This window comes from Methylobacterium sp. EM32 (assembly GCF_040593685.1).
GTDB lineage: Bacteria > Pseudomonadota > Alphaproteobacteria > Rhizobiales > Beijerinckiaceae > Methylobacterium.
Genome location: NZ_JBEXZS010000178.1, coordinates 1 through 13,212 on the forward strand (window position 1 = coordinate 1; position 13,212 = coordinate 13,212).

Annotated in this window: 13 protein-coding genes; 11 read left to right on the forward strand and 2 right to left on the reverse strand. The window is 70.4% G+C overall.

Annotated features, from left to right (window positions below; translation table 11 throughout):
- Positions 1-949: hypothetical protein (locus ABZT49_RS23560; protein ID WP_355289502.1), on the reverse strand; the 949-nt coding region annotated here is incomplete at its 3' end.
- Positions 950-1,205: 256 nt separating this feature from the next.
- On the opposite strand from ABZT49_RS23560, the gene flgB reads away from it, so the two are divergent.
- The 10 genes from flgB to recA all read left to right on the forward strand — a co-directional run bounded on the left by flgB (position 1,206) and on the right by recA (position 9,773).
- Complete coding sequence (flgB, locus tag ABZT49_RS23565; protein ID WP_355289503.1) at positions 1,206-1,610, forward strand: flagellar basal body rod protein FlgB; 405 nt, start codon at positions 1,206-1,208, stop codon at positions 1,608-1,610.
- Positions 1,611-1,779: 169 nt separating this feature from the next.
- Entirely contained in the window at positions 1,780-2,190 is a 411-nt protein-coding gene (flgC, locus tag ABZT49_RS23570; RefSeq protein ID WP_355289505.1) for a flagellar basal body rod protein FlgC, read from the forward strand.
- A gap of 2 nt (positions 2,191-2,192) precedes the next feature.
- Entirely contained in the window at positions 2,193-2,498 is a 306-nt protein-coding gene (locus tag ABZT49_RS23575; RefSeq protein ID WP_109972819.1) for a flagellar hook-basal body complex protein FliE, read from the forward strand.
- Between the two features lie 16 nt (positions 2,499-2,514).
- Positions 2,515-2,781 carry a flagellar biosynthesis protein FliQ gene (fliQ, locus tag ABZT49_RS23580; protein WP_093566543.1) on the forward strand — a complete coding sequence of 89 codons (267 nt, stop codon included), beginning with the start codon at positions 2,515-2,517 and terminating at the stop codon, positions 2,779-2,781.
- A gap of 263 nt (positions 2,782-3,044) precedes the next feature.
- Positions 3,045-3,818, forward strand: a complete 774-nt coding sequence (fliR, locus tag ABZT49_RS23585) for a flagellar biosynthetic protein FliR (RefSeq protein WP_355289507.1) — start codon at positions 3,045-3,047, stop codon at positions 3,816-3,818.
- A 4-nt stretch (positions 3,819-3,822) separates the two neighbouring features.
- Complete coding sequence (flhB, locus tag ABZT49_RS23590; RefSeq protein ID WP_355289509.1) at positions 3,823-4,887, forward strand: flagellar biosynthesis protein FlhB; 1,065 nt, start codon at positions 3,823-3,825, stop codon at positions 4,885-4,887.
- Positions 4,888-5,176: 289 nt separating this feature from the next.
- Positions 5,177-7,774 carry a cell cycle histidine kinase CckA gene (cckA, locus tag ABZT49_RS23595; protein ID WP_355289511.1) on the forward strand — a complete coding sequence of 866 codons (2,598 nt, stop codon included), beginning with the start codon at positions 5,177-5,179 and terminating at the stop codon, positions 7,772-7,774.
- Positions 7,775-7,882: 108 nt separating this feature from the next.
- Complete coding sequence (locus ABZT49_RS23600; RefSeq protein ID WP_355289513.1) at positions 7,883-8,089, forward strand: hypothetical protein; 207 nt, start codon at positions 7,883-7,885, stop codon at positions 8,087-8,089.
- Entirely contained in the window at positions 8,086-8,607 is a 522-nt protein-coding gene (locus tag ABZT49_RS23605; protein WP_355289515.1) for a PIN domain-containing protein, read from the forward strand. Before ABZT49_RS23600 ends, ABZT49_RS23605 begins: the two co-directional genes overlap by 4 nt.
- Positions 8,608-8,681: 74 nt before the next feature.
- A complete protein-coding gene (gene recA / locus ABZT49_RS23610; protein WP_048449888.1) occupies positions 8,682-9,773 on the forward strand; it encodes a recombinase RecA in 1,092 nt (363 codons plus the stop codon).
- A 65-nt stretch (positions 9,774-9,838) separates the two neighbouring features.
- Here recA and ABZT49_RS23615 read toward each other — a convergent pair whose 3' ends face one another.
- Positions 9,839-10,252 carry an MAPEG family protein gene (locus tag ABZT49_RS23615; RefSeq protein WP_355289517.1) on the reverse strand — a complete coding sequence of 138 codons (414 nt, stop codon included), beginning with the start codon at positions 10,250-10,252 and terminating at the stop codon, positions 9,839-9,841.
- Between the two features lie 184 nt (positions 10,253-10,436).
- Here ABZT49_RS23615 and alaS point away from each other — a divergent pair, with 184 nt between their 5' ends.
- A complete protein-coding gene (gene alaS / locus ABZT49_RS23620; RefSeq protein ID WP_355289519.1) occupies positions 10,437-13,115 on the forward strand; it encodes an alanine--tRNA ligase in 2,679 nt (892 codons plus the stop codon).
- Positions 13,116-13,212 lie beyond the last annotated feature (97 nt).

The following is a 13,212-nucleotide window of genomic DNA, read 5'->3' on the forward strand; positions in this document are numbered from 1 at the left end:
CCGTGAAGGGCGGCGGCTCTGGCAGCGGAGGAGGCGGCTCTGGCAGCGCGGGCTCCGGTTCGGGCTCCGGTTCCGGCGGGGGCGGCGGAGCCGGCTCGGGCAGCGGCGGCACGGCGACCGGCTCGGGCGGCGGGCTCGCGACCGGGGCGGTCGGGCGGGCCGGCGCCACCGCCGAGGAGGGACGGCGCAGGGCCTCTTCCAGTTGGCGGGCCATGTCGTTGAGGATCGCCGCGTCGACGTTGCGCGGCTCGGCCCCGCGGGTGCCGGCCGGTGCGGGTACCGGCTCGGGCGGCAGGACCGGTTCCGGCATCGGCGGGGGAACGGGGACCACCGGCGGCACGGGCGCCGTGAAGGGCGGCGGCTCGGCGAGCGGGACTTCGAGGGGCGGCGGCGCCTGGCGGGCGGCACGCAGGCTCGGCGGCTCGACCCGGCGCGAGGCGTTGAAGCGCGATGCCGACCGCGACGGCTCGGGCCCGAGATCCGGCATCGGGGCGTCCGGCCGCGGGCCCGGCGCGAAGGCGGCGGCGACCCGCTCGGGCTCCGGCGCGGGCGGCCGCGGCAGTTCCGGCTCGGGGAAGGGCGGGGGCAGCGGCGCCGGCTCGGTGCCGGCCGGCAGGGGGAGCGGGGCCTCGGCCTCGGGCTCCTGGCGGTCGGCCAGCTCCGCCGAGACCCGGGCGGCGCCGGCGCGCACGATGTTGCGCTCGACCACCACGTCGTTGGGACCGCCGACGAGCAGAAGGTGCTCGGTGTTGTCGCGCCGCAACAGGATCAGCTGACGCTGCCGATCCAATTCGTAGATGTCGACGATGCCGAGCCGTGGCTGCCGGCTGCGGCTGGTCCCGCCATTGCCTCCCAGGGTGAGGCGCCCCCGGGCAAACCGTTTCGCCCCGAAAGCGAACAGGCTGAGGAGCACGACCATGATCAGGAAGACGATCAGGTAGGAGAGCAAGGGCGAACCGTCCGTCCCGAGGATCGAGGAGAGCAAAGCGCGGTCTCTCAGATGAGGCGCACGCGGGGTACGCCGACGATGGGGAGCCTTCTAGCACGGCTGTGGCCGGCCTGCGCAGGGGACGTTTACATATCGTTAACAGCTTTGAGAGGCGTTGCGGATCAGCCGCGTGGGACCGGCGGACAGGGTTCGTCTTAACCAGGTTTTAACCATGCGCTAGGCAGATTGTGCCGGTCGAAACCCGGAAGGCCCGCCCGTGTCGGTCACCGATCTCCCCCTCGTCGCGATGTTGCGCAATCGGATGCAGTGGCAGCAGACGCGCCAGAAGGTCCTGGCGGAGAACGTCGCCAATGCCGATACGCCCGGCTTCCGGGCGCGCGAGCTCAAGGCGCCGCGCTTCCGTCCCGACGGCAGCCTCGCGGCCGCCGGCCTGCCGGGCGTCGGCATGGAGCGCACGAGCCTCGTGCACCTCGCCGGCACCGGCCAGGCCGCCCCGGCCGAGGAGCGGACCGGCACGCGCTTCGAGATGATGCCGAGCGGCAACGCGGTGAGCCTCGAGGACGAGATGCTGAAGGCCGCCGACAACCAGGGCGACTACCAGCTCGCCAGCCTGCTCTACCGCAAGAGCCTTCAGACCCTGCGCACCGCGGTCGGCAAGTAAGTGCACCTCATCCAGCTCCCGCCGTGCTGACGCTTCCGCAGCGAGCGACGACGGTGATCGGGAGTTGTGTGAGAGACACTCAGTCCTCCTGCGTTCACGATACCATCGCCGGTCTGTCACGACCGGCCGTCTCCCGTTTCCGTCGTCAGCCCGAGCCGAGGTGGGTTCCATGGATTTCAACAAGGCGATCGGCATCGCGGCCTCCGGGCTCAAGGTCCAGTCGGGCCGGATGCGGGTGATCTCCGAGAACATCGCCAATGCGGATTCGGCGCCGACCAGCGCCGCCGCCGAGCCCTACCGGCGCAAGATCCCGACCTTCACCAACCACGTCGACCGCGAGCTCGACGCTTCGGTGGTGGATCTCGGGCGCGTGCGTCGCGACCAGGGCCCGTTTCGCTCCAAGCAGGACCCGGGCAACCCCGCCGCCGACGCCAACGGCACGGTGCGGATGCCCAACGTCAACGTCCTCGTCGAGACCGTCGACATGCGCGAGGCCCAGCGCTCCTACGAGGCGAACCTCAACATGGTCACGCTCACCAACCGGATGGTGTCGCGCACCATCGACATCCTGAAGGCCTGACCATGACCAGCAACGCTTTCGCCGCCGGCGCCTACGCGGCAATCCAGAACATGGCCCGCACGCCCGCCTCCGGCGTCGCCGGCGCGGGGGAGGGCGGCTTCACCCAGCTCCTGTCCTCCGCCTTCGACGGGGTGGCGGAGGCCGGCAAGCGCGCCGACGAGCAGGCCCTTGCGGTCGCCGGCGGCAAGGCCAACGTCGTCGACGTGGTGACCGCGGTGGCCGAGAGCGAGACCGCACTCCAGACCCTGGTGGCGGTGCGCGACCGGGTGATCTCGGCCTACGAGGACATCATGCGGATGCAGATTTAAGGAATCGTCTCCGCCGATGACCGGCCTCGCCATTCTCGACGTCGCGCGCGACGGCATCGTCACCTTCCTGAAGGTCGCCGGCCCCCCGATGGTCGTCGCCCTGGTCGTCGGCCTGGCGGTGTCGCTGTTCCAGGCCCTGACCCAGATCCAGGAGCAGACCCTGATCTACGTGCCCAAGATCGTCGCGGTGCTCGCCGCGATGATGCTGATGCTGCCCTTCATGGGCGATGCCCTCGCCGGCTACATGACCCGGATCGCGGCACGGATCGCCACGGGGGGTTGAGCGGGAGAGGATTGTCGCGCGTCGTTGTCTCGCGACGGAACTGACACCCTCCGCGTCATCCCGGGGCCGCGCGAGCGGAGCCCGGGATCCAGAACCGCTGAAGGTTCAGGATGATGCGGAGCGCAGCCAGCTTTTTCCGGAACCACCGGCGGTTCTGGCTTCCGGGCTCCGCTCGCGCGGCCCCGGAATGACGCAGTGGCTAGCAATTCCGTCGAGCACGCTGAATAAGCCCCGGATCACCCGCTCCCCGGATCTCCCCGGACGTGAACCTCCTCCTGCCCGGCCTCGCCTCAGCCTACCTCCTCACCTTCGCGCGGGTCGGCACGCTGGTGATGCTGATGCCGGGCATCGGCGAGGCGATGGTCAGCCCGCGCCTGCGCCTCGCCTTCGCGGTGCTGCTCTCGCTCGTGCTGTTTCCGGTCGCCCGTCCGCTGCTGCCGGGGGGGGCGGGCCCTGAGCCCGGCGGCGCCGGTACGGTGCTGATCGGCGTGCTGATCGGTGAGATCGCGGTCGGGCTGGTGCTGGGCCTGAGCGTGCGGGCGGTGATCGCCGCGCTCCAGACCGCCGGCACCATCATCGCCCAGCAGCTCGGCCTCGCCTACGCCATGACGGTCGATCCCGCGCTCGGCAACCAGCAGGCGACGCTCGGCAGTTTTTTAAGCCTGCTCGGCCTCACCCTGGTGCTCGCCGCCGACCTGCACCACCTGGCGCTCGCCGGCATCCGCGATTCCTACGCCCTGATGCCGCCGGTCGGCATGCCGTCGACCGGCGACGCCGCCGCCTTCGCGGTGCAGGCGGTGACCCGCGGCTTCACCCTGGCGGTGCAGATCTCGGCGCCGTTCATCGCCTTCGGCATCCTGTTCAACCTCGGCCTCGGCGTGCTCTCGCGCCTGATGCCGCAGATGCAGGTGTTCTTCGTCGCCACCCCGGCCTCGATCCTGATCGGCATGCTGGTCTTCCTCGCCACGGTCGGGGTGATCATGGGGGTGTTCGTCGACGATCTCGGCCGCTTCCTGGCCGATCTCGGGAGGGCGTGAAGGGATGTCGGAGCAGGCCGACCAGGAAGACCGCACCGAAGACCCGACCCAGCGACGCCTCGACGACGCGATCAAGCGCGGCGACGTCGCCACCAGCCAGGAGGTCAACACCTTCCTGATGTTCGGCGCCTTCACGCTGGTGCTGATGATCGCCGCCGCGCCCCTCGCCCGCGGCCTCTTCGCCGACCTGCGCGGCCTCCTCGCCCACCTGCACGAGGTGCCGTCCGATCCCGCCGGCTACCTCGCCTTCGGCCGCCGGGCCCTCGTCGCCGGGCTCCTCGCCCTCGCGGTGCCGATGGGGGCCGTGGCGGCGGCGGGCCTCGTCGGCGGCCTGTTCCAGCATCCCCTGGTCTGGACCACCGAGACGCTTGCGCCGAAATGGTCCCGCGTCTCGCCGATGGCCGGCGCCAAGCGGCTGTTCGGCCCGGAGGCGTGGTTCCAGTTCGGCAAGGGCGTCGTCAAGATCCTGCTCGTCGGCGTCGCCGCCGGCCTCGTCCTGTGGGGGGACCGCGACCGGCTCGAAGCCCTGGCGCAGCTCGAACCGCCCGCGCTGCTCCGCGCCACCCTGGCGCTCTGCCTGCGGCTGATGGGCGCGGTGCTGGCTGCCTACGTCGTCGTCACCCTCGGCGACGCGCTCTACCAGCGCTACCGCTGGCGGGCGCGCCTGCGGATGTCGAAGCAGGAACTCAAGGAGGAGATGAAGGAGCAGGACGGTAACCCGGAGGTGAAGGGGCGCCTGCGCCAGATCCGCATGCAGCGGGTCAAGAAGCGCATGATGGCGGCGGTGCCGAGCGCGAGCGTGATCGTCACGAACCCGACCCACTACGCGGTGGCGCTGCGCTACGAGGCCGGGATGGCCGCGCCGGTCTGCGTCGCCAAGGGCGTCGACGCGCTGGCCCTGCGCATCCGCGAGGTGGCGCGCGAGCACGGCGTGCCGGTGGTCGAGAACCCGCCGCTGGCGCGCGCGCTCCACGCCACCGTCGAGATCGACGCCGCGGTGCCGCCCGAGCATTACCGCGCCGTGGCCGAGGTGATCGGCTACGTGCTGCGCCTGCGCCGGCGGCACTGAGCGTTGCGCTTGGGTCTAGAGCGCTTCACGATCGCGTTGCCATCGCGAAGCTTCTCCAGTCTCTGATTTTGCCGCATTTTCTGCGACGAACCGGTGTCCGCTTCGTCGGAGAATGCTCTGGGGCGGGAGTGTCGTGCGGAGCACTGACGCGGCCGATCCGGCCCCGGAACGAACCGGGTTCATTCCACGGAAACGCCGCGCCTGCTAGGGATCGGACGAGACCGGCCTCTACGGGCCGAAGGATTTGGGTCCGGCTTCGAGTCCGGCCCCTGGGGAGTGTCGAGGCGACATGCCGGAGTTGAGCTCATCCGCGGCGGAGGCCGCCCTCGACCGCTCCGAGCGGCCCGGCCGGGTCAGCCTGCTCCTGCTGCTCGCCGGCCTGCTGGTCGGCGCGGCGGTAGGCCTGAGCTTCGTCGCCAACGAGCAGGCGCAGCCGATCATCCTCGGCCTGCTCGCGCTGCTCGCCATGGCGGGCGTGTTCTGCCTGTTCGCCTTCGCCATCGGGGCGATCCAGCTCACCGGCCAGGGTACCCGCAACGACGTCACCAAGGCGGTGGTCGACGCCGCCCCCGACGGCATGATCGCCATGGAGGAAGGCGGCCGGCCGATCTACGCCAATGCCGCCTATCTGAAGCTCGCCGGCAGCGACACTTTCACCAACCTGCGCCCCGTCGAGCGGGTCTTCGTCGGCTCGCCGGAAGTGTCCGAGGCGGTCTACCGCCTGGCGCAGGCCGCGCGCGAGGGCCGCTCCCTGTCGGAGGAGATCCGCATGGCGCCCCCGCCGGGCGGGGCGGCGGAGCGCGACTTCGCGTGGTTCCGCATCGGCGTGCGGCCGCTGCCGCTGCCGCGCCGGCCGGTCTCCCTGTGGAGCGTCGCCGACATCACCCACGAGCGCGAGCGCCAGGAGAACGTCTTCCAGGAGCTCCAGCACGCGATCGACTACCTCGACCATGCGCCGGCGGGCTTCATGGCGGTCGATCCCAAGGGGTCGGTCGTCTACATGAACGCGACGCTCGCCGCCTGGCTCGGCCACGACCTGGCGCAGGTCGGCTCGGGCGGATTGCGCCTGTCCGAGATCCTGCCCGACGATCTCGGGCCGGTGCTGATCGGCGGCAACGGCCAGCCCGGCGAGGTCCGCACCGACCGCTTCGACCTGGATCTGCGCCGGCGCAACGGCCACCCGCTCTCGGCCCGGCTCTACCATCGCGTCGCCTACGGCCAGGACGGCCGGCCGGGCGATTCGCGCACCCTCGTGCTCAACCGCTCCGCCGGCGGGGAGACCGACGATCCCCAACAGGCGGCGGAGCTGCGCTTCGACCGCTTCTTCAACACCAGTCCGGTTGCGGTGGCGACGCTCGCCGCCGACGGACGGCTGGTCCGCGCCAACGCCTCCTTCGCCCGCCTGTTCGGCACCTTGCCGCGCACCGGCGACGGCAGCGAGCTGGGTCCGCCGGTGCGCGACTTCGTGGTCGAGCGCGACCGCCACGTGATCGAGGCCGCGGCTTTGGCCGCGGCGGAGGGGCGGGGCGACGTGCCGCCGGTCGAGGTCGGGGTCTCGGCGCCGGTCAACCGCTCGGCCCGGATCTGGCTCAGCCCCGCCGGCACCGCCGGCGGCGCGGAGGGCGCGGTGATCCTCTACGCCCTCGACACCACGGCCCAGCACCAGCTCCAGCAGCAGGTCAACCAGGCCCAGAAGATGGAGATGGTCGGCCAGCTCGCCGGCGGCATCGCGCACGACTTCAACAACGTGCTGCAGGCGATCATCGGCTATTCCGACCTCTTGCTGGCGAGCCACCGGCCGGCCGATCCGGCCTTCCAGGACATCATGCAGATCAAGCAGAACGCCAACCGGGCCGCGAGCCTGGTGCGGCAGCTGCTGGCCTTCTCGCGCCGCCAGACCCTGCGGCCGGAGGTGATCCATCTCGGCGAAGCGCTCTCCGACCTCACCCTGCTTCTGAAGCGCCTGCTCGGCGAGCGGGTCGAACTCGACCTGAAGCACGGCCGCGACCTCTGGCCGGTCAAGGCCGACGTCAACCAATTCGAGCAGGTGATCGTGAACCTCGCGGTCAATGCCCGCGACGCGATGCCCGACGGCGGGCGCCTGCTGATCCGTACCGCCAACATGGCCGCAGAAGCCGTGGGGTCCTTGCGCCTCAACGGCCTGCCGGGCGCCGACCACGTGCTGATCGAGGTCAGCGACACCGGCACCGGCATGACCCCAGAGGTGATGGAGAAGATCTTCGAGCCGTTCTTCACCACGAAGGAGGTCAACAAGGGCACGGGTCTCGGCCTCTCGACGGTGTTCGGCATCGTCAAGCAGTCCGGCGGCTACATCGACGTGCGCTCGACCGTCGGCCAGGGCACGGTCTTCGCCATCTACCTGCCGCGGCACGTGCCGGTGCCGGAGGCGGAAGCGCCCGAGGCGTTGCCCGAGACCGCCCCGCCCGCGCCCGGCGCTGCCCCGGCGGCCGCCGCGGCCGCGGCGGAAGCTCCCAAGGCGCCCGCCCGCGACCTCACCGGCGTCGGCACGATCCTGCTCGTCGAGGACGAGGACCCGGTCCGCGCCGTCAACGGCCGGGCGCTCACCGCGCGGGGCTACACCGTGCTCGAGGCGGCCTCCGGCCTCGAGGCCCTGCAGATCATGCAGGAGCGCGACGTGCCGGTCGACCTCGTCGTCTCCGACGTGGTGATGCCGGAGATGGACGGCCCGACCCTGCTGCGCGAATTGCGCAAGGCCCACCCGGCCCTGAAGGTGATCTTCGTCTCCGGCTACGCCGAGGACGCCTTCCGCAAGAACCTGCCCGACGGCGAGGAGTTCAACTTCCTGCCCAAGCCCTTCAGCCTCAAGCAGCTCGTCGAGACGGTGAAGACCACGATGGCGGGGTGAGGGCACGCGGATCGCATCCTTGTGGCCGCCGCCCACCGGGCTCACATTCATGTCTGTAACGAGGAGGCTGCCATGAAGAGCGCGATCAGCATGCGCGAACTCTAGGAGATGTCGGCCGGCGCCATCCAGGCGCTGCCGCATCCGGTTCCGATCAAGAACGGCACCGCGACGGTCGGCGTCCTGCTGCCGATCCACAGCGTGCCGCAGGAGTACATGCAACAGGTGTTGGCAGACATCAGGGCAGCTGCGGCCAAGCACTCGCCTGAGGAAGAGGCTGCCATCGATCGGCTGCTGTCCGAGCGTGGCGCAGAGTGACCGAGAAGTCGGATGTGGAGATCGCCCCGCGATGGCGTCCCTCCGACGTTCTGGTTATCGATACGAATATTATCCTGAGCGCCGTCCTGGGGCGCCGCTCCCTGCCAGCTTTCGAGGCGATCTCGCGCAAGCGCTCTATCGCGACCTCGGCACGCGTCGCCGAAGAAGCACGGCGCGTGTTGAGAGGAGGCCTATCGGATCTTCCATCTGACGCGCTGGCGCGCGAAGAGGCGATTCTGGGAGGCATCAATGTGATCGCAGCCCATGCTTATGCTGTCTTTCTCGATCGTGCTGCCCGCGTGCTCTCGGACGCCGTCGCCTCCCGCAACGGCTCGGCCAGCGACGCCCACGTCCTCGGCTGCGCCTGGCTCCTCGACGCCGACATCTGGAGCCACGACCGCGACTTCGCCGGGACCGGCTGGCCCTCCTGGTCGAACGCCAACCTGCTGCGGCCCTCGAGAGCACCTGATTCCCTGACGAATCCCCCAGCGATGTCCCCATCCGCCCTTGCCGACTGAGAACAAAACGAGTACATAAAACCCAGCCGCGCGATTGAGACTTGCCGCCCCTCCTGCCATAAGGACCCGCCGAGATGGCTCAGCCCCAGATGCGACTGGTGGAAAACCCGACCATGGACAAAGACAAGTCGAAGGCGATCGATGCCGCCCTCGCCCAGATCGAGCGCGCCTTCGGCAAGGGCTCGATCATGCGGCTCGGCAAGGGCGACAAGGTGCAGGAGGTCGAGGTCGTCTCGACCGGCTCCCTCGGCCTCGACATCGCGCTCGGCGTCGGCGGCCTGCCGCGCGGGCGCGTGATCGAGATCTACGGCCCGGAATCCTCCGGCAAGACCACGCTCGCCCTCCACACCATCGCCGAGGCCCAGAAGAAGGGCGGCGTCTGCGCCTTCGTGGATGCCGAGCACGCCCTCGATCCGGTCTATGCCCGCAAGCTCGGCGTCAACCTCGACGACCTCCTGATCTCGCAGCCCGATACCGGCGAGCAGGCCCTCGAGATCACCGACACCCTGGTGCGCTCCGGCGCCATCGACGTGCTGGTGGTCGATTCGGTGGCCGCGCTTACACCGCGGGCCGAGATCGAGGGCGAGATGGGCGACCAGCAGCCGGGCCTCCAGGCCCGCCTGATGAGCCAAGCCCTGCGCAAGCTCACCGGCTCGATCTCGCGCTCGAACTGCATGGTCATCTTCATCAACCAGATCCGGATGAAGATCGGCGTGATGTACGGCAGCCCCGAGACCACCACGGGCGGCAACGCCCTGAAGTTCTACGCCTCGGTGCGCCTCGACATCCGCCGCATCTCGACCCTCAAGGACCGTGATCAGCCGATCGGCAACAGCGTCCGGGTCAAGGTGGTCAAGAACAAGGTGGCGCCGCCGTTCAAGCAGGTCGAGTTCGACATCATGTTCGGCGAGGGCGTGTCGAAGGTCGGCGAGCTGATCGACCTCGGCGTCAAGGCCGGCATCGTCGAGAAGTCGGGCGCCTGGTTCTCCTATGACAGCCAGCGCCTCGGCCAGGGCCGCGAGAACTCGAAGGGCTTCCTGCGCGACAACCCCGACATCGCCAACAAGATCGAGGCCTCGATCCGGCAGAATTCGGGCCTCGTCGCCGACAAGATCCTCGAGAACGCGACGCCCACGGCCGACGACCTCGACGAGGGTTCGGCCTGATCCCTGCGGGTCCGGTCTGACGAGATCCGGGACCGCCGCGCGTCGAGCGCGGCGGTCCTTCTTCGTTACAGGGCGCCCGGCCCGGCCCAGCCGAACAGCCCGGCGAACACGAAGCCGATGCCGACGATCGCGACGCCCCAGACCGGCGTGCGGATCCACGGAATGCCGAAGCCGTAGATCGGCAGGTAGAGGAGCCGTGCCCAGAAGTAGAGCTCGGCGCCCCAGGCCACCGCGCCGCCCTGCCTCCCTGAGACCGACGCGGCCAGCACCAGGGCGGCGAAGAGCGGGAAGGTCTCGAAGAAGTTCTTCGACGCGCGCTGGAGCCGCGCCGCGGCCCCGGTGACCTCGCCCTCGCTCTCGCGGTTGCCCGCCGCCCAGGTCAGCCCGCCGCGCTGGCCGAGGCCGGCGGCGGAGGCCGCCACGATGTGGACGAAGCCGAGGGCGGCCGAGAAGGCGAGGAGGCGGATTTCATCGGTCATGAGGTACGGGTCCTGCCGGGCGGGCCGGCGGCCGCGCTTGCGTCAGGCTCAGATAGCGGCCCGAGCCCGCCTCGACACGGGGGGAGCGCGTGACTAAAGACACGCGGATGCATCCGCGGGCCGCCCGCGATGCGCCGATGTCCTGAGCCCGCCCGGCCCGCCTTCCGCAGAGACGATTCTTCCCATGAGTGGCGTCAACGAGATCCGGTCCACCTTCCTGGACTACTTCGCCAAGCACGGCCACGAAGCGGTGCCGTCCTCGCCGCTGGTGCCGCGCAACGATCCGACGTTGATGTTCACCAACGCCGGCATGGTGCAGTTCAAGAACGTCTTCACCGGCGTCGAGAAGCGGCCCTACCAGCGCGCCGTCACGGCCCAGAAATGCGTGCGCGCCGGCGGCAAGCACAACGACCTCGACAATGTCGGGTACACCGCGCGCCACCATACCTTCTTCGAGATGCTGGGCAATTTCTCGTTCGGCGACTATTTCAAGCCGCTGGCGATCGAGCTCGCCTGGAATCTTGTCACCAAGGAATTCGGGCTCTCGCCCGAGAAGCTCCTGGTCACGGTCTATGCCGACGACGAGGACGCCGCCACCCTGTGGCGCAAGATCGCCGGCTTCTCCGACGATCGCATCATCCGCATCGGCACCTCCGACAATTTCTGGCAGATGGGCGATACCGGCCCCTGCGGGCCGTGCTCGGAGATCTTCATCGACCAGGGCCCGGAGCTGTGGGGCGGCCCGCCCGGCAGCCCGGAGGAGGACGGCGACCGCTTCCTCGAATTCTGGAACCTCGTGTTCATGCAGTACGAGCAGATCGAGCCGGGCAACCGGGTCGACCTGCCGCGGCCCTCGATCGATACCGGCATGGGCCTCGAGCGCATGGCGGCGATCCTCCAGGGCGTGAAGAGCAACTACGACACCGACCTGTTCCGCAGCCTGATCGACGCCGTGGCCCATCAGGTCGGGCGGGCGCCCGAGGGCAAGGCGACTGCCTCCTACCGGGTCATCGCCGACCACCTGCGCGCCTCGTCCTTCCTCGTCGCCGACGGGGTGCTGCCGAGCAACGAGGGGCGCGGCTACGTGCTGCGCCGGATCATGCGCCGCGCCATGCGCCACGCCCAGCTCCTCGGCTCCCGCGACCCGATGATGTACCGTCTGGTGCCGACGCTGGTGCGCGAGATGGGCCAGGCCTACCCGGAGCTCGCGCGGGCCGAGAGCCTGATCGCCGAGACCCTGCGCCTGGAGGAGACGCGGTTCCGCCGCACGCTGGAGCGCGGCCTGTCGATCCTCGACGCCGAGACCCGCGACCTCTCGGAGGGGCAGAGCCTGTCGGGCGAGACCGCCTTCACCCTCTACGACACCTACGGCTTCCCCCTCGACCTGACCCAGGACGCGCTGAAGTCCCGCGGCATCACGGTCGACACCGACGGCTTCTCGGCCGCGATGGGGCGCCAGCGGGCCGCCGCCCGCGCGGCCTGGTCGGGTTCGGGCGAGGCCGCCACCGAGACCCTGTGGTACGCGTTGCGCGAGCGCACCGGCGCCACCGAGTTCCTCGGCTACGACACGGAGGAAGCCGAGGCCGTCGTCACCGCGCTGGTGCGCGGCGGCGCCGAGGTCGAGGGGATCGCGGCCGGTGAGGAGGGTCTCCTCGTCGTCACCCAGACGCCGTTCTACGGCGAGTCCGGCGGTCAGGTCGGCGATACCGGCACGATCACCGGCCAATCCTCCAATGGTTCTGGTCTCAAGGCCCGCGTCACCGCGACCGAGAGGAAGCTCGGCGACCTGTTCGTCCACCACGTCGCGGTCGAGGAAGGCTCCCTGAGCCTCGGCCAGGCGGTCGAGCTGAAGGTGGATCACGCCCGCCGCTCGGCGATCCGCGCCAACCACTCCGCCACGCACCTCCTGCACGAGGCCCTGCGCCAGGTGCTCGGCGACCACGTCGCCCAGAAGGGCTCGCTCGTCGCCCCCGAGCGCCTGCGCTTCGACATCAGCCATCCGAAGCCGATCGAGGCCGACGAACTGACGAAGGTCGAGGAGATCGCCAACCGCGTGCTGCTCCAAAACGAGCCGGTAGTGACGAAGCTGATGGCGGTCGACGACGCCATCGCGTCGGGCGCCCGCGCGCTGTTCGGCGAGAAGTACGGCGAGGAGGTGCGCGTCGTCTCGATGGGGCGCGATCATGCCCCCGACGGCCGGGCCAAGACCTTCTCGATCGAATTGTGCGGTGGCACCCATGTCGGGCGCACCGGCGATATCGGTGTCGTGACGATCCTCGCCGAGAGCGCCGTCGGCGCCGGGGTGCGCCGGATCGAGGCGATGACCGGAGATGCCGCCCGCCGCCACCTCGCCGGCGAGAGCCGCCAGCTCGCGGCGCTGGCGGGCCTGCTCAAGGTGTCGGTCGCCGAGGCGCCCGAGCGCCTGGCGGCCCTCCTCGACGAGCGCCGCCGGATGGAGCGCGAACTCTCCGACGCGCGCCGCAAGCTCGCCATGGGCGGGGGCGGCAGCGGGGGCGAGGACGCCGTGCAGGACGTCGCCGGCACCAAGCTGATGGCACGCGTCGTGCAGGGGGTCGAGATGCGCGACCTCAAGAGCCTGGCCGACGAGGGCAAGAAGCGGCTCGGCTCCGGAATCGTGGCGATCGTCGGCGTGGCGCCGGACGGCAAGGCCGGCCTCGTGGTCGGCGTGACCGAAGACCTGACCGGCCGGTTCGACGCCGTCGCCCTGGTGCGGGCGGGATCGGAGCGGCTCGGCGGCAAGGGCGGCGGCGGGCGCCGCGACATGGCCCAGGCCGGCGGCCCCGACGGTGCGGCGGCCGAGGCCGCCCTGGAGGCGATCACGGCGGCCCTCGCGGCCGCCTGAGGTGAATAGACGCCGCGCGGGTGGTCGGTGGCTGACATTGAAGCGTCACGCATGATGCTTTAATGCTACAGGCGGGACCTGCGCGGCACGGATGACG